This is a genomic window from Myxococcales bacterium (assembly GCA_016706225.1).
Lineage (GTDB): Bacteria > Myxococcota_A > Polyangia > Polyangiales > Polyangiaceae > JADJKB01.
The window spans coordinates 850,148-875,266 of record JADJKB010000003.1; the positions used below are offsets into that span (position 1 = coordinate 850,148).

At 67.5% G+C, this 25,119-nt stretch carries 19 protein-coding genes; 9 read left to right on the forward strand and 10 right to left on the reverse strand.

Going from position 1 to position 25,119, the window contains the following annotated elements; translation table 11 throughout:
- Positions 1-11 precede the first annotated feature (11 nt).
- A complete protein-coding gene (locus IPI67_05375; GenBank protein MBK7579622.1) occupies positions 12-1,493 on the forward strand; it encodes a serine/threonine-protein kinase in 1,482 nt (493 codons plus the stop codon).
- Positions 1,494-1,736: 243 nt separating this feature from the next.
- On the opposite strand, the gene IPI67_05380 is transcribed toward IPI67_05375, so the two are convergent.
- The 3 genes from IPI67_05380 to IPI67_05390 all read right to left on the reverse strand — a co-directional run bounded on the left by IPI67_05380 (position 1,737) and on the right by IPI67_05390 (position 7,363).
- Positions 1,737-2,921: a hypothetical protein gene (locus tag IPI67_05380; protein ID MBK7579623.1), complete on the reverse strand. Its 1,185-nt coding sequence runs from the start codon at positions 2,919-2,921 to the stop codon at positions 1,737-1,739.
- Between the two features lie 126 nt (positions 2,922-3,047).
- Positions 3,048-6,338, reverse strand: coding sequence for an efflux RND transporter permease subunit (locus tag IPI67_05385; protein ID MBK7579624.1), 3,291 nt, complete (start codon positions 6,336-6,338; stop codon positions 3,048-3,050).
- Positions 6,338-7,363: an efflux RND transporter periplasmic adaptor subunit gene (locus IPI67_05390; GenBank protein MBK7579625.1), complete on the reverse strand. Its 1,026-nt coding sequence runs from the start codon at positions 7,361-7,363 to the stop codon at positions 6,338-6,340. Before IPI67_05390 ends, IPI67_05385 begins: the two co-directional genes overlap by 1 nt.
- 80 nt (positions 7,364-7,443) lie before the next feature.
- Here IPI67_05390 and IPI67_05395 point away from each other — a divergent pair, with 80 nt between their 5' ends.
- Positions 7,444-7,806 (forward strand): winged helix-turn-helix transcriptional regulator, encoded by a 363-nt coding sequence (locus IPI67_05395; GenBank protein ID MBK7579626.1) that lies wholly within the window; start codon positions 7,444-7,446, stop codon positions 7,804-7,806.
- An 18-nt stretch (positions 7,807-7,824) separates the two neighbouring features.
- On the opposite strand, the gene IPI67_05400 is transcribed toward IPI67_05395, so the two are convergent.
- A complete protein-coding gene (locus tag IPI67_05400; protein ID MBK7579627.1) occupies positions 7,825-9,051 on the reverse strand; it encodes an MFS transporter in 1,227 nt (408 codons plus the stop codon).
- A 49-nt stretch (positions 9,052-9,100) separates the two neighbouring features.
- On the opposite strand from IPI67_05400, the gene IPI67_05405 reads away from it, so the two are divergent.
- Positions 9,101-9,301 carry a hypothetical protein gene (locus IPI67_05405; protein ID MBK7579628.1) on the forward strand — a complete coding sequence of 67 codons (201 nt, stop codon included), beginning with the start codon at positions 9,101-9,103 and terminating at the stop codon, positions 9,299-9,301.
- A gap of 265 nt (positions 9,302-9,566) precedes the next feature.
- Positions 9,567-10,313, forward strand: a complete 747-nt coding sequence (locus tag IPI67_05410) for a 16S rRNA (uracil(1498)-N(3))-methyltransferase (protein MBK7579629.1) — start codon at positions 9,567-9,569, stop codon at positions 10,311-10,313.
- Positions 10,314-10,318: 5 nt separating this feature from the next.
- Here IPI67_05410 and IPI67_05415 read toward each other — a convergent pair whose 3' ends face one another.
- A complete protein-coding gene (locus IPI67_05415; GenBank protein ID MBK7579630.1) occupies positions 10,319-10,519 on the reverse strand; it encodes a CPXCG motif-containing cysteine-rich protein in 201 nt (66 codons plus the stop codon).
- Between the two features lie 65 nt (positions 10,520-10,584).
- On the opposite strand from IPI67_05415, the gene IPI67_05420 reads away from it, so the two are divergent.
- The 4 genes from IPI67_05420 to IPI67_05435 are packed head-to-tail and all read left to right on the forward strand — an operon-like array spanning position 10,585 to position 16,155.
- A complete protein-coding gene (locus IPI67_05420; GenBank protein MBK7579631.1) occupies positions 10,585-11,571 on the forward strand; it encodes an ATP-binding cassette domain-containing protein in 987 nt (328 codons plus the stop codon).
- Positions 11,568-12,314: an ABC transporter permease subunit gene (locus IPI67_05425; protein MBK7579632.1), complete on the forward strand. Its 747-nt coding sequence runs from the start codon at positions 11,568-11,570 to the stop codon at positions 12,312-12,314. The genes IPI67_05420 and IPI67_05425 overlap by 4 nt, the downstream gene beginning before the upstream one ends.
- On the forward strand, positions 12,314-13,963 hold the full coding sequence (locus IPI67_05430; protein MBK7579633.1) for a GldG family protein: 1,650 nt from the start codon (positions 12,314-12,316) through the stop codon (positions 13,961-13,963). The genes IPI67_05425 and IPI67_05430 overlap by 1 nt, the downstream gene beginning before the upstream one ends.
- A complete protein-coding gene (locus IPI67_05435) occupies positions 13,963-16,155 on the forward strand; it encodes a DUF4340 domain-containing protein (protein MBK7579634.1) in 2,193 nt (730 codons plus the stop codon). Before IPI67_05430 ends, IPI67_05435 begins: the two co-directional genes overlap by 1 nt.
- A gap of 16 nt (positions 16,156-16,171) precedes the next feature.
- On the opposite strand, the gene IPI67_05440 is transcribed toward IPI67_05435, so the two are convergent.
- The 3 genes from IPI67_05440 to IPI67_05450 all read right to left on the reverse strand — a co-directional run bounded on the left by IPI67_05440 (position 16,172) and on the right by IPI67_05450 (position 18,192).
- Positions 16,172-16,582: a hypothetical protein gene (locus IPI67_05440; protein MBK7579635.1), complete on the reverse strand. Its 411-nt coding sequence runs from the start codon at positions 16,580-16,582 to the stop codon at positions 16,172-16,174.
- A gap of 33 nt (positions 16,583-16,615) precedes the next feature.
- Entirely contained in the window at positions 16,616-17,230 is a 615-nt protein-coding gene (locus IPI67_05445) for a hypothetical protein (GenBank protein MBK7579636.1), read from the reverse strand.
- Positions 17,231-17,304: 74 nt separating this feature from the next.
- Positions 17,305-18,192 (reverse strand): SH3 domain-containing protein, encoded by an 888-nt coding sequence (locus IPI67_05450; protein ID MBK7579637.1) that lies wholly within the window; start codon positions 18,190-18,192, stop codon positions 17,305-17,307.
- Between the two features lie 156 nt (positions 18,193-18,348).
- Between IPI67_05450 and IPI67_05455 the strand changes: the two genes are divergently transcribed.
- Entirely contained in the window at positions 18,349-20,073 is a 1,725-nt protein-coding gene (locus IPI67_05455) for a protein kinase (protein MBK7579638.1), read from the forward strand.
- Here IPI67_05455 and IPI67_05460 read toward each other — a convergent pair.
- Positions 20,045-20,902, reverse strand: a complete 858-nt coding sequence (locus tag IPI67_05460; GenBank protein MBK7579639.1) for a DNA adenine methylase — start codon at positions 20,900-20,902, stop codon at positions 20,045-20,047. The two genes, IPI67_05455 and IPI67_05460, sit on opposite strands and share 29 nt — an antisense overlap.
- Positions 20,899-25,065 carry a sigma 54-interacting transcriptional regulator gene (locus IPI67_05465; protein MBK7579640.1) on the reverse strand — a complete coding sequence of 1,389 codons (4,167 nt, stop codon included), beginning with the start codon at positions 25,063-25,065 and terminating at the stop codon, positions 20,899-20,901. The genes IPI67_05460 and IPI67_05465 overlap by 4 nt, the downstream gene beginning before the upstream one ends.
- Positions 25,066-25,119 lie beyond the last annotated feature (54 nt).

Sequence of the window (25,119 nt, forward strand, 5' to 3'; positions counted from 1 at the left end):
AGTCTCGCGGCATGCTGAGTGCAGGGGAGCGGATCCGCGACTACGAGGTGTGGGGCAGGCTCGGCGGCGGCGGCATGGGGGACGTATGGCTGGCGCGGCACGTCGTGATGGCGGCGCCCGTCATCATCAAGACCTTGCGCGCGGAGATCGGCGATTCACCGGCGGACCGCGAGAAGCGCATGGTGACCGAGGCTCGGCTGATGGCGCGCATCTCGAGCCCCAACGTGGTGCGAGCCCTCGACGTCGGAACCCACGCCGAGATCCCTTACATCGTTCAGGAGTATGTCGACGGGATCGACATGAACGAGCTGGACCACTCTCGCCGCGAGAGCCTCGGTCTCGGGCTGCCGCTCTGGTTCGTCTGCGACGCCGCCGCGCAGATCGCCCACGGGCTCCACGCCGCGCACCAACACGGGATCTTGCACCGAGATCTGAAACCCTCGAATCTGTTTGGCGCGGCCGACGGCAACATCAAGCTCGGCGACTTCGGCATCGCGGTGCAGACGCAGATCTCGGAGAAGAACCTGGCGGGCAGCGCGGGCACAGTGCGTTTCATGCCACCGGAGGCGCTGCGGCATGAGCCGCTCGATCGCCGCGCAGACGTGTATGGGCTCGGGGCAACGCTGTACGATCTTCGCTACGGGGTGCCGCCGTTCAGCCGCACCGAGGACGTGCTCGACCCAAGGCTTACGGCCACCTGCCCGAGCCCCGAGAGCGCAGAAGAGGCCTACTTCCAGCACGTGCTCGGGCGCATGCTGGAAAAGGACAAAGAGGTCAGGCTGAGCGACATCACCGAGGCGCGGCGGGCCTTCAGCTCCCTCGCTCGTGTCTCTCGGCCAGCGTGTCGCCCTGCCCGCCGCGTCGATGGCAGCATCTCACTCGGCAGCGTGCGGGTCGTCAGCGAAGCGGCGAACATTGCGCTCGCTCAGGTCGACGGCATCGTGAGCTCCGCCAACTGGCAGCTCGTGATGCGCACCGGGGTGAGCGAAGCGCTGCGCCTTGCCGGCGGCGACGAGCTGGAAGAGGAAGCGCTCTCACACGGTGAGCAACCGCTTGGCGCGTGTGTGGCAACCGGACCCGGTCGCCTGCACTGCCGGCGCGTCTTGCACGCCGTGAGTGCCTGGGAGGAGGCGTCGTGCATCGGGCGCGCGCTGCAGCGAGCGCTGCTCTTGGCCGAGCGACTCGGCTTGCGCAGCCTGGCAGTGCCCGCCCTCGGCACCGGCGCCGCGCGGGTCACGCTCGAGGCCGCCGCCCAAGCTCAGGCCGCGGTCCTCCGATGGTATCTGTCACTCGGCGGCTCGCGCCTCCAGGAGGTGCGTTTCATTCTGTACGACGACGCCAAGCTGCGGGTGTTCCGCGACGTGCTCGAGAGCGAGCTCTTTGGCATGGACGACGACCCACCGTTCGACGCCGGCCGCAAACACGGCGCCAGCGAGCTCGATGCGAGCGCACCGACGGAGATCGTGTCCGCGCTCAGGCCGTCGACGGGCTGAGCCAGAGCGCTCCGAGCAGCGCGGCCTGCGCAACGGTCGAGAAGCAGGCGGGCACGGGGAGCGGGGCTCGCCGCGAGTGACAAACCCTAGAACACCGATCAGCTTGCGCTGCTCGTGTTCTAGGACACTTACGTTGGGGCTGCGCCCCAACCCCCCATCCGCCGGCCTCGCCGGTAGTTCAAGTGGGTTTTCGCCGCTCATGCCCATCGCGATCTGAGCGTCGCAAGACTGCTCGGGTCGAGGCTAGTCACACGACCCGTTCGGTCGTTTTACACGCACGTGGAAGTGTTTGACGTGCCCGGTCACGCTGCGCATGAACGTGCCCTTCCAAGGCGCGTAGGTGGTCTTCTGCGCGAAGTAGGCGTTCACCTCCGACTGCACGGCGACGTCGTTGTTCAAGATGCCCCAGGCAACACCGGTGTCGACGAACAGCTTCGCGAGGGCGAGCTTCGGGGCCTTGTTGGCGCAAGAGATGTCGGTGGCGCAGCCGGCGACGATGTCCACGTGAGTGCCGTCGTCGTGGGTGGCGTGGTCGACCGTGCTGCAGGGCCCCTCGTTCATGTCCATGACGGAGAGGGGCGAGAGGGAGGGATAGAGCGGTTTCCAGTGGGTCGCCACCGTGTAGATGCTGTCGATCAGCAGCTTGGTGCCGCGCGAGCAGCCGTCCGCCTTGTGGGTGTAGAGGCCCGACGGCACGGAGTCGGGCAAGAGGAAATAACCGTTGACGACGTCGTCGCCATCGAAGTTCGGCGGGCTCAGCAGCGTGCCAGGGCCGGGCGGCTCGCAGTCCACCTTCGTGGTCAGCGAGTAGCTGGCATCCGACGGCATGCTCGGGGTGAAACCACCGTCGACGATGTACCAGTCCGTCACGAACACACTCACGACCGCGCCCGCCTTGGCCGTCAGCTGCACGTGAGCGACACTCTGGCCTTTGCCGGAGCTCAGCGCGGTGATCTGTGGGTCCTTGCCGACGGCCGGCTGCGCTCCGTCGAACAAGGTCGTCCCGTCCGCTCCGTTCACGATCAAGGCCGGGTTCCACGCGCCGGCGCTAGCCTCGAGCTTCAGGTCCACCATCACACCGGCAGGAAGAGCGAGCGCGTATTGGTGCACGTTGTACTTGCCGCTGCCGAAGTCCTCGCTGACCGTGGACGAGCCGCACAACCCCGAGAGCGACGAGGCTTGCCAGCACTGGCCCGCATCGCAGGGTGCCTGCGACGTCGGCTCGGGTGGGCTCGCGTCGCCGCCGGCATCGGGCGTCGCAGTGGGGGCCGCGTCCGCGCTCCCCGTCTTGCCGGCCGTGCCGCCATCGGTCGCGGCGGACGGCTCGGGCGGCTCGGGCTCGCCTGCGACAGGGTCAGCGCCGCTGCAGGCTCCGAGCAGCAGAACGACCGGACCAAACACAGAGAGGCAGGGCCACCAGCGAGGCATTCCTCCACTAGGGTGCACGCCGCGGGCCAAGGCCGACGGGAGGTGATGGAAAGCAAAACTCAGCCGGAACGTGGCTGCGCATACCCGACCGCCACCTCCCGCTGCAACCAGGGGTTGGCAGCTCGGTCAGGCGTGTCCCTCTTCGAGTCCCGGCGTTCCCACGACCACTGAGCGCGCTCCGGGCGCGTGATCGGAGCGCGGGCGACGGCTCCGAATCCGGTGCGCCATCGCGTACAGGACTGGGACGGCAGCACGGCTCACGAGCAGCGAGGCGATCTCCCCCGCCATCAGCGCAATGGCGAGGCCCTGAAAGATCGGATCGAAAAGGATGACCGCCGCGCCCAGCACGACGGCAAACGCTGTCAGCAACATGGGGCGGAATCGCACCGCGCCCGCTTCGACGACCGCGTCTTCCGCACTCATGCCCTCCGCGATTCGCGCCTCGGCAAAGTCGACGAGGATGATGGAATTTCGCACCACGATGCCGGCGCCCGCCATGAAACCGATCATGCTCGTCGCCGTGAAGAAGGCTCCCATCGCGGCGTGCGCCGGCAAGATACCGATCAACGAAAACGGGATCGCCGCCATCACTACCAGCGGTGTGGAGAACGACCGGAACCAGCCGACCAGGAGCGCATAGATGAGCAGCAACACTGCGACGAACGCCAGCCCCAGGTCACGGAACACCTCCAGCGTCACGTGCCACTCGCCATCCCACTTGATCGCCGGCGCCGTGCCCAGGGTCGGCTGCGCCAGGTTGAAGACCTGCACTCGCCCCGGCGTGCCGCCGTAGTCGCCGGAGTCGAGCAACGTGAGCTGTTTGTTCATCGCGAGTACCGCGTAAGCCGAGCTCTCGGCACCGCCCGCGACGTCACCGGTCACGTAGACCACCGGCAGCAGGTTCTTGTGATAGATGCTCTGGTCCTCGACGGTGTGTTCGACGCGCACCAGCTCGCCGAGCGGTACCAGGGCGCCCGAGGCCGACGCGACGCGCAGCCCAAGCAGCGACTCGGTGTCGGGGCGCTGGTGTCTCGGCAGCTCGAGCAGCACCTGGACGTCTTCTTGTTCGTGCGGCGTGTGGACGAGGCCGATGCTCTCCCCCGCGACGGCGATCCGCAGCGTGGCCGCCAGGGCGTCGGACCCAATGCCGTGGAGCGCCGCCTTCTCTTTGTCCAAAATCAGGCGATCCTTGGGGTGAGGATCCTCGGCGTACCAGTCGATGTCGACGACACCCGGCGTACGCCGGAACAGCCCGCGCACTTGCTCGGCCAGCTTCTGCCGAGAGGCCGAGTCGGGCCCGTAGACCTCAGCCACGAGGGTCTGGAGCACCGGCGGACCGGGTGGGACCTCGGCGACCGCGATGCGCGCGCCGTAACGCGCGGCAATCTCGGCCACACGCGGCCGGATGCGTTTGGCAAAGTCGTGACTCTGCACCGCGCGCTCGTGTTTGGGCAGGAGGTTGATCTGCACGTCGGCGACGCTGGGGCCGGATCGCAGATAGTAGTGACGCACGAGTCCGTTGAAGTTGAAGGGCGCAGCGGTCCCGATGTAGGTCTGGTAGTCGGTGACCTCTGGCTCGCCGCGAACCGCTGCGGCAATCTCGCGAGTCGCGCGCGCGGTGCGCTCCAGCGAGCTGCCCTCCGGCATGTTCAGCACCAGCTGCAGCTCACTCTTGTCGTCGAAGGGCAGCATCTTCACTCGCACGAGGCCGGCGGGAACGAACGCCATCGCACCCACCAGGAGCGCACCGATTGCGAGCAGAAAACCCCAGCGCCAGGCCGTACGGCCCACGAAGCGCGACATCAAATGGCGATACACCCGCGTGAGGCGCCCTTCGGTGTGGTGCCCCGCCGCCGCGTGAGAGGGTCTCTTGCCGAGCAGCCGAGTCGCAGCCCAGGGTGTGACGATGAACGCCACGAGCAGTGAGAATACCATCGCGGCCGTCGAGCCGATGGGGATCGGACGCATGTAAGGGCCCATCAGCCCGCCGACGAACGCCATTGGCAAGATCGCGGCGATCACCGCCAGGGTCGCCAGGATGGTCGGATTTCCAACCTCGGCGACGGCGGCCACGGCTACCTCGCGCAGGGCTCGCCCGCGATTTTCCGGCAGCTCGCGGTGCCGCACGATGTTCTCGACGACCACGATTGCATCGTCGACCAAAATGCCAATCGAGAAGATCAGCGCGAAGAGCGTGATCCGATTCAGCGTGTAGCCCGCCAGATGAAAGACCAGCAGGGTAAGGCCCAGTGTCGCCGGGATCGCCACGGCGACGACCAGAGACTCGCGCCAGCCCAGCATGAACAAGATCAGGAGCGAGACACTGACGATGGCAATGCCCATGTGGAGCAAGAGCTCGTTGGACTTCTCGTTCGCCGTCTCGCCATAGTGCCGCGTGATGCTGACCTCGACGCTGCTCGGAATCAGGGTGCCTTTCAGCGCTTCGACCTGCGCCAAGACACCGGCGGCGACCTGGGTTGCGTTGGTTCCGGGGCGTTTGGCCACGGAGAGTGTGACCGCGGGTCGTTCGTTGGCGTCCGCAGCTCTGGCCGCGCCGCTGCCGTGAAAGACGTACTGCGATGCGTCCTCGCTGGCATCCGTCACCCGGGCGACGTCCCGGACGTAGACGCCCGCGCCCTCGTGCACACCAATCATGACGGCACCGACGTCCTCGGCGCTGGCGAAGAACCCGCCAGTCTGCACCACCACGTCGCGGTCATCGGTGGTGAGCGAGCCGGCAGTGGTCTGATCGTTGGCCTGGCGCAGCGCACGCGCCACGGCCGCCGCGTCGAGTGAACGGGCCGACAGCCGCGCCGGATCCAGCGCCACCCTGACCTGACGCCTGAGCCCTCCGAGTAGCTGCGTCTCGCTCACCTCGGGGATGCGCTTGATCTGCGCCGTGACCTCGGCGGCGAGCCGGCGCAGGGTCAAGTGATCGTGACCCGCACCGTGGAAAGTCAGCGCCAGGATCGGTACGTCGTCGATCGAGCGCACCTTGATCAGGGGCGGGGACACGCCGCTGGGGATGCGGTCCTGGTTGGCCGCGAGCTTGGTGTTCAGCTTGACCACCGAGCGCTCCACGTCCTCTCCAACGCGAAACCGCACGACCGCCAGCGCGCGGCCCGGTTGGCTCGTCGTGTATACGTACTCCACGCCGGGGATTTCCCAGAGCAGTCGTTCGATGGGCGAGGCAACCCGGCTCTCTACCTCTTTGGCGCCAGCGCCGGGCATGGCGACCATCACGTCCACCATCGGCACCTTGATCTGGGGCTCCTCCTCGCGTGGCAGGAGCGCAATCGCGACCAACCCGAGCAGGACGGACGCCACGACCAAGAGCGGCGTGAGCTTGGAGCCGATGAACGCTCGGGCCAGCACACCGGCGGGGCCGCCGCGTGAGCTCTGGACTTCGCTCGACACTACTTGACCTCGATCGGTTGACCGTCACTCAGCAGACTCGCGTTCGACACGATCACCGACTCGCCCGCATCGAGGCCGCTCAGGATGTCGATCTGGTCGCCGTGCTCGGCACCAGTCCGAACCAGGCGCAGCTGAGCGCGACCCTTGTCCGCCACGAAGACGAGCTCGAGCTGACCACGTGGCACGACGGCGCTCTTCGGGACCTCCAGCGAGCGGCGTTGCCCGGTGGTCAGCTCCACCCGCCCAAACTGCCCCGGGCGCAGCTCCTTGGCCGGGTCCAGATCCAGCTTCACGAGCACCGTGCGCGTATTTGCGTCGGCGCTCGGGCTGATCTCCGCGATTCGGCCCGTGAGCACTGCGCTCGCGGCCTCCACGCGGACCGTCAATTTTTGCCCAGTAGCGAGGCCGGCCGCCAGCCCTTCGGGCACCGCGCCCTCGAGACGTAGCGCAGTTGGATCTTCCAAGATCAGGAGGGGGCGCCCAGGCATTGCCTGGTCTCCGACGTTCGCGAGCTTGGCCGTGACAACACCCGAAAAGGGCGCGCGGAGCACGGTGTAACTCTGCATGACCCGGGCCTCCCCCAGGGAAGCCAGCGCCACACGATGGCGAGAAGCGATGGCGTCGAGCTCGGCGCGCGCGATCACGTGTTTGGCCTCGAGGCTCTTGGCGCGGGTCAGTTCGAGCTTCGCCTGATCGAGCAGCGCGGCACTCTGGCGCGCCTTGGCGTCGATCTCTCCGGCGCTCAGTCGAACCAGGACGTCGCCCGCGCGCACGTTGCTGCCCAGTGTCACCTTCAGCTCGGACACCCTGCCCATCACGTTGGGGGCAATGCTGGCGGTGGTTCGGGCGCGGACCGTGCCGACGATCTGCTGGGTCACGCTGCTCTCGGCGCGCCGCACCTGGGACGTCCCGACCGTCGTGAGCGGGAGATCGGCACCGGTGGGGCGCGGGGACCCACCTCGGCAGCCCGCGGCGCCGAGCGCGGAGATGACAACAACGACGGAGAGGATCCTGGGGAACATCATGGGGTCGACTCGAGGGAGGTTGCGGCGCGTTGCCACGGCGACTACCTTATGAAGGCAACAACATATCGCTAAACAGTAATATGTCAATCTCCCGTCGCAGCTCGCCGGCGCTGGAAGGCCCCATCCTGGACAGCGTTGCGCGGATCTTCTCCGTCCTCGGTGAGCCAACTCGCCTGCAGATCCTCCAGCTCTTGCGCCAGGGCTCGATGACAGTGACGGAGATCGTCGAGGCGGCCGAGATGAAACAGGCCAATGCCTCCAAGCAGCTGGGGATTCTCAAGCAGGCGGGGCTGGTCGATCGCGAACGGGACGGGGCGTCGGTGCGTTATTCGATCACCGAACCGATGATCTTCGAGCTCTGCGATCTGGTCTGCGGAAAGCTGCGCCGAGACGCCGAAGCACGCATCGCGCAGCTGCCGAAGCGCGCCGCGGGCCGGCGCTGAGCCTCACTTACGCCCAAGCTATCTCCCGACCCCAAGCTCCTGCAGTCGATCCACTCGTCGGAGGGCCGGAAACGCGAGCGCACACAGGGCCACCACCACGACTGTCCCCACCCCACCCGCAATCACCGCGGGCACCACGCCGAGCCAAGCAGCGGTGAGCCCTGACTCCAGCTCGCCCAGCTCGTTCGACGCACCAATGAACACCAGGTTCACCGCGCTCACGCGCCCACGCATGGGATCTGGAGTGCCGAGCTGAACCAGGTTCTGTCGCACGAACACACTGACCATGTCCGAGGCGCCGAGCACCACGAGCGCCGCGAGCGAGAGGGAGAAGCTCCGAGACAAACCCAAGGCCACGGTGGCGAGCCCAAACACTGCGACCGCCACCAGCATGATGGCGCCCACCCGTCGTCTCAGGGGTCGATACGCGAGCCAGAGCGCCATCACCGTCGCGCCGACGGCCGGCGCTCCACGCAAGATCCCGAGCCCCGACGGGCCGACCGCCAACAGGTCCTTGGCGATCGCCGGCAAGAGCGCCACCGCCCCGCCGAGCAGCACCGCGAACAGGTCAAGGGTGATCGCGCCGAGCAAGAGCTTCTGTCGCCACACGTAGACGAGCCCCGCGAGCACCGTCTGCAGCCCCGGCGCCCGCGGCTCCTTTGCGACGGAACGCGCGGAGACGCGGCTGACCAAGGCGAGGCCGGCGAGCGAAGTGAGCGCCGCAAATCCGTAGACCGATGCGGCGCCGAAGATGCCGTAGAGCACACCTCCCAGGGCGGGCCCCAGGATGGTAGCAACCTGCCAGTTGGTCGAGCTCCAGGCGATGGCGTTCGGGACCAGCTCCTTGGGAACCAGCGTCGGCAAGAGCGCACTGCCCGCGGGCCCGTTGAAGGCGCGCGCCGTGCCGAGCACGACCAACAAGCTGTAGAGCAGTGGCAGGCTTGGGCTTCGTGCAGACGACAACGCGAGCCCCAACGACGCCAGCGCGCCTGCACCCATGCACGCCATCAGCACACGCCGACGCTCGAAGCGGTCGGCCACATGGCCACTCGGAAGCGCGAACAGCATCATGGGCAGGAACTGCGCGAGCCCAACCCAACCCAGATGCAGCGGGTCACCGGTCAGGGTGTAGACCTGCCAGCCGACGGCCACCGACTGCATCTGCCCGCCGACGATGGTGAGAAACCGCGCCAGGATGTACAGCCGGAAGTCGCGATGTGCGAAGGCTGCGCGCGGGTGAGACACCCGCGAAGGCTCGCACGCGGGTCCGGGGCTCGGGTAGTGTTTCGGTGAAGTGTCGACGAAGGATCCGGAACAGTCGCCCGCCGCCTATGTGGTCGTGGTCTTGCTCGTACTCTTTTTGGTCGTTGCCGTGCTCGCCTGGCCGGCGCCTCGACTCTGCTACGAGGATCTGACGGGCACACCGGCCGTGTCCGACGTGTGCAACCCGCTCTCGTGGGTCAAGCGCGCGGTGTCCCGCATCCTGGGTGGCTGAGCATCGAGAGCCCAGACCGCGCTCGGCTTTGCCCGTCCAAGACCGGGGCCGCTTGCTATTCCCACGCGGGAGGAGTCCTCTCGACGCCTCGGCGGTGCTTCCGCCGAACGGAGGATCACATGGGCGACAAATCACCGAAGGCGAAACAAAAGGGCAAAGATCAGAAGAGCAAGGAGAAGGCGCAGGCAAAGAGCGCGCAGAACCAGCGCCAGGCCTCGTATGCGGCAGCGGGCGCCAAGGACAAGAAGAAGTAAGAGACATCGGGTTGCCCCCCTCCAGAGTGAACGCACCGCTCCGACACGCTGAGCAACTGGAGGTTGGTCAGCGCATCGGGCTCGACCGAGCCCACGCAGCGGCTCTCCGATTTCGAGGCATCAACCCAAAAGAAGCGTTCACCATCGTCGATCGGCAGAACGCATTCTTTCGTGCATCGCTGACGACGCTCGGGGACGAAGGGGGGGAAGCTCTGGTGTACGAGCTCATGCCGAGCTCGACCGAATCGCCGGCCCACATCACGCTCTTGTGTGCAGTGCTCGGACGCCAACGCATGCTGCAGGTCGTGCAGAAGGCGACCGAGCTCGGCGTGATGTGTGTCGTGCCGGTGTTGACCGAGCGGTCGGTGCAAGAGTCAGGCTTGGCTCACGAAAAGGCTCACGCCTGGCCAGGGCAAGCGCTGCGGGCCGCGCGCCAGTGCAGACGCGCGAGTGTGCCGGAAGTGCGGGCGCCCATCCGGCTCGAAGCGGCACTCGAGGACGCCAGCTTCGCCGGCGCCAGGCGACGATTTTTTCTGGACGACCGCTCGCTGACCAAGCTCGACACCGACGGCGCAGCGGCGGTTTCTGGGGAGATCGCGCTGGCCGTTGGCCCGGAGGGCGGCTTCACCGACGAGGAGCGCGCACTCCTGACCCGGCATGACGCGGTGGCGCTGTGCTTCGGCGGCCGGGTCTTGCGCGCGGAGACGGCCGTACTCGTCGGGCTCACGCTCTTACAGAGAGCCTATGGAGACTTCTGACCGGCTCACGCGCGGGTCACACTGACGTCGAGCACGCCGTCATCGTCGCGCGAGATCATGACCGTCCAGGGATGGCAGCAGACGTCGCAGTCCTGGACGAGCTCCCCGGTCGTGTCGGGGTCGACCACCAAGAGTTGGCTGCTCGAGCAGTACGGACAGGTGACCGTGGTCTCATCTTCGAGGGAGACCCTCCGGCGTTTCGGCATCGTGTCTTCCTTGTAGCAGAGCCTGCCCCAAGACCCGGGCGAACCGTGCTATCTCCGCCCCATCCATGATCGAAGTGGAGCGCCTCACCAAGGACTACGGGACGGTCGTCGCGGTGCGCGACGTCTCCTTCTCCGTAGGCAAGGGCGAGGTCGTCGGCTTCCTGGGCCCGAACGGCGCCGGCAAGAGCACCACGATGCGGATCCTGGTTGGGTTCCTGGGTGCAACCAGCGGCAGCGTGCGCATCGCTGGGCATGACATCGCGGAGGACAGCCTCGAGGCGCGCCGCTCCATCGGCTACATGCCGGAGTCGGCACCGCTCTACCTCGAGATGCGAGTGCGCGAGTATCTGAGCTTCCGCGCCCAGGTGAAGAAGGTGCCGCGCGCGGAGCGGAAGGCTGCTGTCGAGAGGGCCATGACCCAGGCAGTGGTCACCGAGATGGCCGACACCGTGATCGGGCACCTCTCGAAGGGTTACCGGCAGCGTGTGGGGCTCGCGGACGCGCTCGTTGCCAATCCTCCCCTGCTCATCCTCGACGAACCGACGGCTGGGCTCGATCCCAACCAGATCCGCGAGGTACGCCGGCTGATCCGAGATCTGGGCGAGAACCACACCATCTTGCTGTCCACGCACATCTTGAGCGAGGTGGAGACCACCTGCGATCGCGCCATCGTCATCGATCGTGGCCGACTCATCGCCGAGGGCAGCATCGACGAGCTGCGTGCGCGTCGCCGGGGAACGGGCGCAACGCTCCTGGTCCGCGGGGAGCCGGAGAAATCTCGGCTCATCGTCGAAGGCGTGGCCGGAGTCCGCCGAGTGAAGACCCGGGACGGGGACGAGGAGGGTCTCTCCAGGTTGACGGTCAGTCTGGCCAAGGAGGCACGGGACGTCGGCGACGTGCTCGAGGCGGCGGTCGCGCGCCTCACCAGCGCGGGCTTCGGCGTGCGCGAGGCCGGCCCGACGCGCGCTACGCTCGAAGACGTGTTCGCCGAGCTGACCTCGGCGGAACCAGACGTCGATGTCGATGCGGACGCGGAGGAGGACCAGGCGTGAGCGGCACCCTCCCGATTTTCCGGCGCGAGATGCTGTCGCTCTGGGTCACCCCGCTGGCGTGGGTGCTGATGGTCGTGTTCCTGCTGATCCAGGGCCTCAGCTTCTATTCGATCGTCGTGCACGTCTCGAGCATGAGCGCCGCTTCCATCGACAGTGGACCGGTGCAGGCCTACTTCGGCCAGTCGATCTTCCTGCTGGTGTCACTGCTCTTGGTATGCCCCGCGCTCACCATGCGGGTGTTCGCCGAAGAGCGGCGCAGCGGCACCATCGAGAGTCTGCTGACCGCTCCAGTCACTCCCGCGGGCGTGGTGTTCGGCAAGTACCTGGCCACACTCGCCACCTATGTCGCGCTGTGGGCACCGACGCTGCTCTTCATCCTGATCCTGCGCAATACCGGGCAGGTCGACTGGCGTGTGGTCGGCTCGAGCTACATCGGTGTGTTCGGCGTGGGCGCCGGTTATCTCTCGGTCGGCATCCTGATGAGCGCCATGACCCGCAGTCAGCTCACGGCCTTCGTGCTGAGCATGCTGGTGATCTTCGGGCTGTTCATCCTGGGCATCGGTGAGTACGTGTTCGACCCCGGCCCCCTGCGGGAGCTCTCGGCGCACGTCTCGGTCCTGTCGCAGATGGACGAGATGTCGAAGGGCATCGTCGATCTGCGCCGCCTCGTGTTCGACGCCACGCTGGTCGTGCTGCCGCTGTTCGTCACCATCAGGGTGGTCGACTCGTGGAGGTGGGGCTGATGGCCAAAAAGCGCCCCACAGCGCCCGCAGGCGAGCCCGCGACCCGCAAACGCCGGCCGTCGTCCGCCAAACCTCCGCCCACCGCGCTCAGCTCGAGCTTCAAGGCCCTCGCGGCCGCCGGGGTGCTCGCGGCCGCGGTGATCGCGGTGCTCAGCAACGTGCTGGTGTCGCGCTTCTACAAACGCTGGGACTTCACCCAAGGTGGGCTCTACACCTTGTCCCAAGCCACGGTGGAGACGCTGCACGGTCTCACCGAGCCCGTTCAGATCATCGTGTTCTTGAGCGCGAGTGATCCGCTGTCCGTCAGCGTGCGTCACACCCTGACAGCGTACGGCGCGGAGACGACCAAACTCTCGGCCCGCTACGTGGACCCCGACCGCAGCCCAGCCGAGTTTCTGGCGCTGCAGCAGAAGTACGGCATCGTCGCCGGCAAGACCGAAGACGGCCGCGTGGTCACCGACGCGAGCCTGGTCATTGCCCGCGGTGAGCGCCACTGGTTCGTCACGACCGACGACATGGTCGCGTACGACGAACAGGACGGGCGCAGCCGGCCGAAGCTCGAACAAGCGCTGACCGAGGGCATCCGCAACGTGCTCGAGAAGCAGACGACCAAGATCTGCTTCGCCACGGGGCATCAAGAGATCTCCATCGAAGACGGCGGACCTCAAGGACTCGCCGAGCTGCGCTTTCGGCTGCAGAAGAACAACTACGAAGTCGTGGCTGTGGATTTCGCTGCAACCAAGCTCGGCCTGGAGCTCGGCGAGTGCCAGGTCGTTGCGATGATCGGCCCGGAGGTGCGGGTGCCGGAGAAGGTGGCCAGCCAGCTGGCGAGCTACCTGACCGGCGGCGGAAACGTGCTCGTGCTCGTGAACCCGGTGCTGGACGAGGACAATCGCATCCAGAGCACCGGCCTCGAAGTGCTCGGCAAGGCCGCGGGCATCGAGCTCGGCAACGACTTCATCATCGAAAAGAGCCAAGAGGCGCGGCTTCCGCAGGGACTCGGTGAGACGTTCTTCGCCAAACCCTCGGCCCACGGCATCACGACCGGCCTGCTCAAGGGGGACGAGGTCCGTTTCAAGGTGTTGCTCAGCGCGTCCCAGAGTCTGCGTGCGGCGAGCGGCTCCGCGGCGCAAGCGCTGCTCACCACCAGCGCAGAGGCCTTTGCGCTCAAGGACGTGCGCCCCTTCGTCGATCAGGGCAAGCCGGTGGAGAAGTCGAGCAGCGATCCCGCCGGGCCCTTCACCGTTGCCTACGCAGTGGAGCTACCGAAACCCAACGGCTCGAGCGCGCCACACGGACCCCGGGCGGTGTTCGTGGGGAGCGCCAACCTCGCCTGGGGCAGAAACTGGCGCGAACCCACCCTGCTCGGTGATCGACTGTTCCTCGAGAGCGCACTCTCGTGGCTGTCAGCGCGGCCGACGCTGGTGAGTGTGCCGGAGAAGCAGGGGCACGACGTCGGGCTGGCGTTGACTGAAGACTCCCTCGGTGACGTGCTCCGCTACGTGCTCATCTACATGCCGCTCTCGGCGGCTCTGCTCGGCACGTTCGTGCTGCTCAGGCGACGGCAGAAAGAGAAGCGGTCGCGCGCCGGCGCCGGCAAGAGCCCCGATGCGTCACCCAACGACGACGACGCCGGGGATCGGGACTGATGGCAAAGGCACTCCGCGGTCAGGCCGTCAATCTGGGGCTCGTCGTCCTGGCGATCGCGCTCGTAGTGGTCGTTGTGGTGACCCGAGGCAAGGTGACCACCGCTGAGAAAGAGGCGCGCTCGTTCAACCTGCTCTCGGCCTTCCGCGAGGAAGAAATCACCCGGCTCAGCCTGACCAAAGCTGGGCAGCGCTTGACCCTCGTGCGTGATCAGAGTGTCGACGCGGGCGACGCAACGTGGAACATCACCGAGCCGGTGCAAGAGGAGGCGGAGGCCTACGGCATCGACAAACTGCTCGGTTCGCTCGAATTTGCTCGCTTCGTGCGCCGCATCAAACCCGAAGAGGTGAACCGCGCCGAGTTCGGGCTCGAAGCCCCAGGCTCGGTGCTCAGCGTCGAGATGGGCAAGGTGCGCTACGAGCTCAGGATGGGCAACGAGGCCGCGTCGCCGCCCGGCTCGCGTTACCTCGAGCTCATCGCCCAGGGTGGCCCGGAGAGCGGGGTCTTCATCGTGGGGCGAGACCTGGTGAAAGAGCTGGACGTCGAGGCCGGCACGCTGCGCGGGCGCCAGATGCTCCCCTACACGTCGAACCAACTCGAGCGCGTGGTGATCACCGGCACCGACGGTGTGGATCGCAAGCTGAAGAGCGCCGGGCGAGACCGCTGGCGCTTCGACGGAATGCAGGCTGACGTGCGGGTGAACCGCGACGTGTTCGATCAGGTGCTGACCCAATTTGCGCGCACCAAGGCCGAACACTTCATCGAGGTCAAACAGGCCGAGGCCGCCCTGGCAGCCAGCAAGAACGTGCGTCTGACCTTGTTCCCGAAGGACACCAGCCGCCCCAAGAGCGTGATCGAGGTCGGAGGTGTTTGCCCGAAGAGCGAGAACGACGTCGTGGCTCTGCGCCGCGAACCGGAGCCGGTCGCCGCCTGTGTGCCTAGATCGGTCCTGCCGGGGCTCGATACACCCGTCGCAGAGCTGGTCGACACGGAGTTGTTCTCGCTGCGCAAGGACGAGGTCGAGTCGCTCTTGATCGTGCGCGGCGGCAGCAAGCTCGACCTCGAGCGCAAGGATGCCGGCTTCGTGCTGCGCTCCCCGGTCAAAGCGCAGGTCGAGCTCGAGACGGGTAACCGACGCATCAACGCCATCGTGCGCGCCCGCGGAGAAATCGTGGTCGGAGCCAAGCTCGCGGAGCTCGGCCTCGACCCCCCAGAGGGCAAGATCACCATCCGGTCGCCCGCGGAGAGCGACGAAAAGGTCGTGGAAGAGGTGCTCGAGCTGGGCAAACCCGACGCCGGCGGGAAACTGCCTGTTCGCCGCCAGAGCGACGGCATCGTGCTCAACGTCGACGTCGAGTCGGCGCGGGCGCTGGCTGCGGACTCGACACTGGTGCGGAGCTTGAAGATCTTCGATTTCGCTCCCTCGGACTTCCGGCAGCTCGAGGTGCGGGGGCGCGCAGTGAACCAGAAGCTCCGGCGTGAAGCCGGGGGACAGATGCTGCTCGAAGAACCCAAGGGTTACACCCACGACTCCGCCCTGGCTGCCAACGCCGTCGACGAGCTTGCTGGACTCAGCGCCGATCGCTGGGTCAGCGATCACGACGACAAGACGTTCGGCCTCGAGAGCCCTGACCTTCGTGTGCTGCTCAGCTTCGTCAGCGGAGACGCGGGCGAGAAACACCACTCGCTGATCGTGGGCGCCTCGACCACGGGCGGCGCGTTCGCCAAGCTCGAAGGTGAGCCCGGCGTCTTCATTTTCCCACGACGCGCGCTCGAAGCCCTCGGGACCTGGCTCATCGACCGCTCGGTGTTCATGGTCACGCCGGACGACGTGACACGCGTGGAAATCGAACACCAAGGCAAGAAGCTGGTGCTCGAAAAACGAGCCGACCACTTCGTGCGAAGCTCGGGCATCGACCTGCCCGCCGCACGTGTCTCGGAGATCGCCGACACCCTGATCGCACTTCGGGCAGAGGCTGCCGTGACGCTGGGGCCCGCCAAGACGGGTCAAGGCCTGGAGAAACCAGAGGTCGTCGTTCGCATCGAGCGCACCGGCAACCGTCCCAAGTCGCTGCGCATCGGCAGCGGTGACGCCTGGCGCGGTCAGAGCATCTATTACGCACGAGCCGAAGGCGTGGATGCGACCTACGTCATCGCCAAGACCAAGATCCGCGTGTTGGTCGACGCGTTCTGACGCGCCGAGGCGAGGGTCAGCTGGGCGGACCCGGTTTTTTGCGAGCCCAGATGGCGTCCCAGTTACGGCGGTACCCGTCCGTCGCAACCTGGGGTGGCCCGCTCGTGGTGCGCGCGGTCGGCATCTCGTCCTTCGTGCTCGGGCCCGCCGACATGGCCGGCGGTTTGTACGCGACCTCCACGTCACAGACCCGGGGCGCGTCGGCGCGGGGAGTCAGCTTCACCACCTCGCCGATGATGGGTTTGCCCTCCTCGAGGGGCTGCACCTTACCGACCTCGACGTTGCCGTCACGCAAGCGCACCACACCAATGCTCTTGCCATCGGCCGATTGGTTTCCGAGCAAGACCACGTCGTCCGCCACCGGCGCACCACCCGTGGCGGCGGATGGCAATGCAGCTTTCGGCTCGGCCTCGGAATCGTCGCTCACTCCCCCGACACCTAGCACGCCAGATGGCGGAGGCTAATGCCGCTTGGGCGAACGCTTCGGGGCGCTGAGCGGGCGCTCGATGAAATGCACCATGCTCAGGCCGACCTGCAGCTGAGCGCGGTCCGGAGCCCCCCACTGCCAGCGATACAAGGCGCGCGCGTCGGCCAAGAGTCGCGTACCGCCGAGCTCGATCCCGAGACGCGCCGAGGCGAAGGGGGCGTAGATGCCAAAGCCGCGGTCACCGTCGACCTCGTCGAGCTCGAACATCAGCGCGCCGACTCCCAGGCAGCCGATCAACCCCGGCGTGCGGTAACCCAGAAGAAAACTGAAGGGCAGACCACCGCCGCTCGCGCCGTCCGCGAGCCAGAGCTCGCCGCCCAATGTCACACCCCCGACGGCACCTGCGCCTTCGTAGCGCCCGGCGACCAGCCCCTCGAGCTCCAGTCGCCCGTACCAACCGTCCGCCACGCGCTCGGTGAATACCCGACCGAAGGTCCCGGCCAACCCTCCTCCGGCAGCACCGCGGGAGTAGATCGCCGGATCGAGCGGGCCCGGATCGAGCTCCTCGGCGTCAGCGTCGGTCTGTCCGTGAGCGAGCGCACGCTCTTGTTCTTTGGTCGATCCGTCCGTCGCGAGCGTGAGCTCCACGCCGGCGGCGGCCCGCGCCGTCTCGCCCCGCGCCCACGCACTCGTGAATGAGAGCGCAAGCGCCGCTCCCGCGGCTACATGCCGATTGCGGTTCGGAAGACCCACCCTTCGGCGCCCTTCGCGTCGTACTTGATGCGATACCAATCGCCGTTGCGACCGCTCACGATGATCTTCGTCCCGCGCATCAAGCGCGCGATGATCTCGCCGTCCTTCGGTTGATCGCGCACGATCGCGACCTCCCATCCGACGGTTGCCTGGCCGCTGGCCGGCGTGACGTTGGCGTCGGCACTCGGGTCTTTCGCGGCCTGCTCAGCCGGCGGAGCAAACTCGACGAGATAGAACAGCGTGTACTTCTCGCTCTGGTGTTTGACGTCGGCCAGAGACACGGACGCAAACTCCTTCTTCCCACAGGCAAGCAGCGCGTCGGCAGTCGCGTCCGGCAGCGTCGTGCTCTTGCCCTTGATCAGCTCCGTGACCTTGCCGCTGGCGAAATCGAGCTCGATGCCGAGGGAGAGTTTGCCCTTCAGGTCCTTGGCAGCGGGGCACGCGAGGAGCGTCAGGATCTTCGGTCGAACACTCGCGTCCACGTCGATCGCGTCGCAGGTGGTCTTGCGACCGCCCTTGGCGTCGCGACAGCTCGTCACCTTCGCCTCGGATACGTCGAGCTGGTCGGCGGGGTCTGCGGGTTTGGGCTCTGGAGTGCCACCGGCGGGCGCCAGCTTGGCCGCAGGCGGCGCTGCTAGGGCGGACGCCGGCGCCGCGGGTTCCGTATCGTCCGCGCTCGGTGCAGCGGCTTCGGTGTCGATGGGCGCGCTGGGAACCAACTTGACTCCGGCCAGCCGTGGCCACGCGACTCCGATGACAAAACCCACCAGCGTGATCACCGCGACCCGCGTGAGCCGTGGTCGATCGTCTCCCGGCTTGGGGATCTGAACTTCGAGTCCGGGTCGGTCCTGGGCCATACAAAACCTCGCTGGCCACCGGGGCCGCGTGCCAATGACCCCTTAGCACGCGGGTCCGCCAATGGAAAAATGCGTGTAGTCCGGGATTCCGCGGCTCTTTCGCCGTGCCCCTTCCAACAGGGTCGGCGTTGACCGAGGATAGTTGCCCCTCCCCCCATGAAAGCCTGCCCGCAGTGCAAGCTGAAGTACCCCGCCGACAAAACCACGTGTTTCGTCGACGGGTCCGCTCTGGTTGAAATCCAAGACCCTCGCATCGGGACCACGATCGCGGGGCGGTACGTGATCGAGGACGTGATCGGCGAGGGCGGGATGGCGGCGGTGTACCGAGCGAAACACCGCCTGAGCGACCGGCACGTTGCCATCAAGATCATGAACGCGGACCTGGCGACGAACCCGGTCACGCAAGAGCGCTTCCGTCGCGAGGCCAAGGCCGCCCAGAAGATCGCTCACCCCAACGTGATCGAGATCCTCGACCAAGGCGAGACGGGTGACGGCAGCCTGTACTTGGTCATGGAGCTGCTCGAGGGGGACACGCTCGCGGGGCTGGTGGAAGACGGCAAGGTCAAGAAGGACCGCGCGCTGCCGATCCTGATCCAGATCGCGCGGGCGCTGGCTCGTGCCCACGACCTCGAGGTCATTCACCGGGATCTCAAGCCAGAGAACATCTTCCTCGCCCGCCAGCCGGATGGCTCGGAGCTGGTAAAGCTCCTCGATTTCGGCATTGCACGCTCGATGCAGGACGTCCGCCTGACCGGAACCGGGGAGGTCTTCGGGACGCCGCAGTACATGGCGCCCGAGCGCATCACCTCGACCGAGGCCGGACCGGCGGCGGATCTGTACGCGCTCGGTGTGATGGCGTTCGAGATGTTCACTGGGCGCTTGCCCTTCGAGGCAAACGACGTCGCGACCTGGTTCATCAAACACATGAAAGAGGCGCCGCCCTCGATGCGGCAGTTCGACAAGACGCTGCCCGAGGCGCTCGACGAGCTGGTGCTCGAGCTGCTGGCGAAAGATCCGACGGATCGCCCGGTCGACGCCCACCGGGTGCACCAAGATCTGGAGGCGATTTCCCGTTCGTTGGGCGTGCGCATTCCGGAGGAACCCGCCGACGAGGCGGTCAGCTCCCACGTGCCCTCCACCTCGGAGAAGACCGCAGTCTATCGCTGGCGACGCCGGCTCGAGGTGTTCGACCTGATGCTCGCGCAGGCGCACCCCACGGGCCGCCCCCCCGAGCTCGTGCAGATCTTGTCGCAGGTGAAGAGCAAACTGGCGACCCTCGAAGAGATCGCGGAGCAGAGCGCGGAGGCCCAGTTGCAGATCGAGACGGTGGAGGCACGCGGTCGCGAAGGGCGCCAGCGACTCGGGCACGCGGTGCACGCGCTTGGCGTGGATGCCAGCCGCGCGCGCGACGAGGCCAAGTCGGCCGACTCGAGCGGAGCAGGGCAGACCGCGGAGGTGTCGCGCGCCGAGGAAGACTTCCTCGTGGCACACCGCGACGCAACTTACTGGGAGGGTCGCTCGGGTTTCATGGAACCTTACCTCGAGCTGTCCCGCGCCTACCGGCGACTGGCTGAGCTCGTCGACGCGTGGCACGAGTCGAAACGGCAGCTCAGGAGCTCGCTCTCCACGGCCGAGGCCAAGCGCGCCGAGGTCAGCGATCTGGAATTTCAGATCCAGACGCTCCGCAGCGCGCTGGCGACCAAAGAAGAGAGCATCGAAAAGGAGCTGGCGGACTGCAATCGCAAGCTGCGCGAGCTGGGTGACAGCGCGGACACCATCGAGACCGAGCTGCTCGAGCTGGCAACGCGGTTTTGCTCGCCGCTCAGGGCGCGGCCGGAGCTTGGCGCCTTGTTCACGAAGCTCGAGAACGTGGCCGCGTGACGCGTTTTCTTCCGTCGGTCATCACCAACAGCTCGTCGATGGGACCCCGCGCGCCCGGGCGGCAGTTGATCGGGCGGCTCACCCGCACCGTGGAGAGCTTGAATCCGCGGTAGAGGCTCCGGGTCTCCGGGGTGTCCGAGTTGGACAAGACGGCGTGGACGCCTCGCCGCTCGAGGTCAGCGAAGACCTGCGCCAGTCGCTGATGTTCGCCAGGTCCGAACGGGTGGCGGTCGTATGCTGTGAAGCTGGCGGTCTTCGACAGCGGCACGTAGGGCGGATCCAGGTACACGGCGTCTCCCGCGCGCGCCCTCGAGACACTCTCCTCGAAGTCAGCCACCTCGATCTCCACGTCAGAGAGCACCGCCGCGGCCGCCCGCAGGTTCGCCGCGTCACAGATGTTGGGGTTCTTGTAGCTGCCGAAGGGGACGTTGAACTGGCCGGAGCGATTGACTCGGTAGAGGCCGTTGTAACCAGTCTTGTTGAGATAGACGATGCGTGCGGCGCGCTGGGCGAGGCCGCGGGGCCGGAGCGCGCGCACCCGGTAGTACTCGGCCTTGGAGTGCTGCAGCCGCCCCAGCGCTCGGATCACACTCTCGACGTCCTCCTTGAGCGCGCGGTACACGGCGACCAGATCGGGATTTCGATCCGACAGCACAGCGCGCCGAAACCGGGCCTGGGACGCCAGCGCAAAGAACACCGCGCCGCCGCCGATGAAGGGCTCGAAGTAGGTGCCAATTTGCGCTGGCAGCCGCGCCAGGATCTCCGGCAGCAGCTGCGTCTTGCCGCCGGCCCATTTCAGCACTGGGCGGGCCGGAGCGCCGGGCCTCATCGCTGCTTGCCTAGCGCCGCCGTGGGCCGACGTCCAGGTTTTGAGCCGGAGCCGATCCCGAGCCGCTTGAGCATCTTCTGCAGTCCGAAGCGAGAGAGCCCCAAAAGCTCCGCCGCGCGCGTCTGGTTTCCCCCGGTCTTTGCCAGCGCCTTCTCACACAGCTCGCGCTCGAGCTGGTCGACCCGCGCGCGAAGTTCGAGCTCGTTCTCCGGCATCACGACCCCGTGTGCTCCCTGGGAGACATCCGGCGAGAGCTGGGCCACGTCGATGACGTCGTCGGACAGCACCAGCGCGCGCCGGATCTCGTTCTCGAGCTGCCGGATGTTCCCGGGCCAGGCGAATCCGACCAGGCGTTCCATGGCTTCACGGCTCACCCGCGGGCTGCGTTCACCGCCGTGTTTTGCCAGGAAGTGTCGGACCAAGATCGGGATGTCGCCGCGCCGTTCGCGCAGCGGCGGTACGACGAGCTGGATGACGTTCAAGCGGTACAGCAGATCTTGTCGGAACAGTCCCGCCGAGACCCGGGCATCGAGGTCCCGATGCGTCGCCCCGATGATCCGGACATCGACCTTGCGCGAGCGCTCGGAGCCCAGCGCGTGCACTTCGCCGTCTTCCAGAACCCTGAGCAGCTTGGTCTGCATGCCCAGGCTCATCTCGGCGATCTCGTCCAGGAAGAGCGTGCCACCATCCGCAATCTCGAACAAACCCGAGCGCGCGCGGGACGCTCCGGTGAACGCGCCGCGCACGTGACCGAACAGCGTCGACTCGAGCAGCGGTTCGGGGATGGCGCCACAGTTCTCCCCCACGAATCGTGCGCGCGCACGCGCGCTGTGATCGTGAATTGCCCGCGCGACGAGCTCTTTGCCGCTCCCGCTCTCACCAACGATCAGCACCGGAACGTCGGACAGGCTCACCCGATCCAGCGTCCGGAGCAGCGCCCCGAGAACATCACTCTCGCCGACGATGCGCTCGTACTCGAAGCGGGTCTCGCGTGCGCCCCGAGATTTCGCCAGCTCCGTCTCGGCCACGTCGAGCGCTGCCTCGCGCAGTGCAAGGTCGTCCGCGAGGCGGGCCTCGGCGCGACGCGCACGGCGCACCGCACGCCGCAACAGCAGCTGATCCCGCGCATCGGCGATGGCGACGGACGCCAGGGCCGCGAGTAGACGCACCCAGGCCAGCTCCGATGGTCCAAAAGCCCCGCGCCGGATGCGGTCATCGAGATACACCACGCCGATTGCCTCGCCTCGGGCGAGCAGCGGGACCGCGAGCACGCTGCGCAGCTTCAGTGCGTGAACGCTCACGTGCAGCTCCGGTAGCTCGCCCGCCGCGTCGACGGCGACGACCGGCTCGGCGTTGCGGAGTGCGCGCTCGGCGAGGGTGGTCGAGAGCGCGAGCTGACCCGCGGAGAGATCGTGTTTCGCCAGGTTGCGCGCGGCCCGCGGCACCAGCTTGCCGCCCGGTGCCCGCATCAAGAGCAGGCCGCGCTCGACGCCCGTCCACAAGATCAGCGCATCGAGCACCTGATCGAGCAGCGGGCGAAGGCGGTCGCGGCGACCGAGCGCATGCACGAGCGCAACGACATGCGTGACCTGCTCCGACGAGACCGCCGGCTCCGACAGCTGCGGTAGCTCGGCCACCCACCAGAGTCCGCGCACAGCCTCGACCAGCGCCCGCGGAGCGTGCTCCAGGAGCTCCGCCGCCGCGTGCCGGGCGATCACGAGAAAGCGCCGGGCGCGATCGCCATCGGCGACCCGTTGGGCCAAGCGTGCCGCTGCGGAGAACGCAGGGCCTCGCACCCCGGTGGGAACCGCCGACGCAACCAGGTGGGTCAGCTCGGCCAAGATCGCGTCGGCTCGCGTGGGTCGTTCACTCCGTGCTTCGTAGCGCGCACGCGCTCCCCACCACTCGACGCTTGCATCCACCGCCCGCGCGGGATCGCGGGCCAGCGTATCGAGAGCAGCGAGGTCAAGCTCGCGGCCGAGCGAGAGCCGCCGCGCTGCGATCCTGAGCTGATCGTCCGCGTCGGCGCCGTCACTGAGCGCGAGCGCACGGTCCGCATGCTCGCCGGCGTTCGAATCCGAAGCCGGCAGCACGTCGGCGACCGCCAGGTGCACGTAAGCACGGCAGCGGCGATCGTCCGCGGCCCGCGCCCGCGCGAACGCATCCTGGGCTGCGTCCAGGGTCTCGGCCACGCTGCCAGCTTGTGAATAAGCAGCCGTGCGAGCCAGCGCAGCGCGCGCCGCCTCCCGCGGGCGCCCGAGATGTTCGAACAGAAGTACGGCCCGTTCAGCGCTCTCGAGGGCCTCCCAGAGCTCTCCGACGTTGGTCGCAGCGGCGGCGAACCCTGTCAGGTACGTGGCCTCCTCGAGCACCGCGCCGGAGCGCTGAGCTTGCTCCACGGCTGCACGAAAACAAGCGCTGGCCCGCTGCGCCTCGCCCGAGGCGTGAAATATCCCCCCGCGCACCGCCTCGAGCCGGGCGCGTTCATCGGGCCGCTGCACGATTGCCAGCCCCTGCTCGACCCAGTCCAGGGCTTCGCCGCGTTGCCCCAGGTGAAGACACGAGAGTGCCTGCACCTCGAGCGTCGAGGCGGCAGCCTCGCAGCTCGAGACTCGTTGTTTGGCCAGCTCGGCGTCACCACGGTCGAGCGCGATGCGCCCGAGGGTTGCCGCGGCGCGTACCTTCGCAGCCACGCCGCAGTCTGCTTGCAGGACCGCCTCTGCGCGCGCTTCAGCCAGCTCCGCGTCGCCAGAACGCCGCAGCACCTCAGCTGCCTCTGCTTCGGCTTCGGGAGCGGTCGTGACCGCGAGCACGGCGAGCGCACGACCGAGCTCACCGCGCAGGCAGAGCGCACGGCCGAGCGCGACACCGAGCGCAGTGGACTCTGTCTCTCGGAGTGCGCGCTCCGCGGCATCGAGCAGGCGCGGATCACTCGCACCGGCGCCCAGTGCCAGTGCGATGCCCACTGTGTCGGTTGGAATCGGGTTCCGAGACGAGACTCCCGTCTCGAGCTCGACGAGGGTGAACGCCGCGGGCTCGCTCCGTTCTGCCAGGCTGAGCAGACGCTCCGCGAGCTCTGCATCACTCTCCACCAGCAGCGGCGGCCAGCGGGCGGCGGCAGCCCCAACCAGTGCAACCAGCCAGCGCGCCCGGCCAAAAGCGGCCAGATCACCGATTTTTTCCGGCGCTTCGCCGCTTGGCTCGCCGCGCAGCCGAGCCAGCTTGCCTGCCAGCGAGAGCGCAGCGCCGAGCCACTCGGCCGGTGCCCCCGTCAGCGTCAACTCCGGCGCTCTGCGCGCGGCCGCGTGGGTGATTTCGCGGCGACGTACGGCGAGGTATGCGCGCTCCACCGAACGCCGACCGCGCTCGCTGCGTCGACTCGGTGAGTCCTCCTCGGCAAGCAGCCCGAGCGCCTGCCGCCGGACCCAGCTAGCACTCGGGCGCGCGCCGGGCGCCCTGGCGAGCAACGCATTGATGATCGGTCGGAGCTCGGCCGGCACAGTAGCGTCCGAGGCACCTTCAGCTGGCCGGCTCGACGCTGCAATGTCAGCGCTCGCGATCTCCGAAAGCACGATGCCGAGGGCGAACAGGTCTCTCGCCCGCGCATCACCCAGCGAGTCGGGCGCGAGGCTCTCGGGGGCAAGGTATCGCCTCGTTCCGCCTCGGACGGAGGTCTCCTCGGCGCGGGTCGCGAGGCCGAGATCGACCAGCCGCGCGCGCAGCACGCGGCGCGCGCGCTCGACCACGATGTTCGCTGGCTTGACGTCACCATGGGCAAAACCAGAGGCGTGCAGGTCGGCGAGCGCCTCACCCACATCGCGCGCGACAACCAGCGCGAGCTGCTGCCGCTCGCGCACAGTGAGCGCGTGGACGTCGAGCGCATCGCCCGGGGCTCGTTCGAGCACGATGTACACACCCCCGACACTGTCGGCGAGAGCCTCGACGCCGGCCGGCACACGCCCCGCGTCCAGCACCGCGGTGAGAGCCGGTGAACCGGCATGCAGCAGTCGCTCGGCTTCGTTCGTCAGGTCGGTGGCGTGGGCAGGCAGGCCAACCTTGATGGCGACCTCGCGGCCGGTGGCATCCTGGGCCGCCCAGACTCGGCTGGTCGCGCCTTGACCCAGGAGCCGGATGAGGACATAGGGGAAGCCGCGGTCCGCCAACTTAGATGACACCCGGCTCATCACTAGATATCCTACAATTCAGCCGCTTCCGGG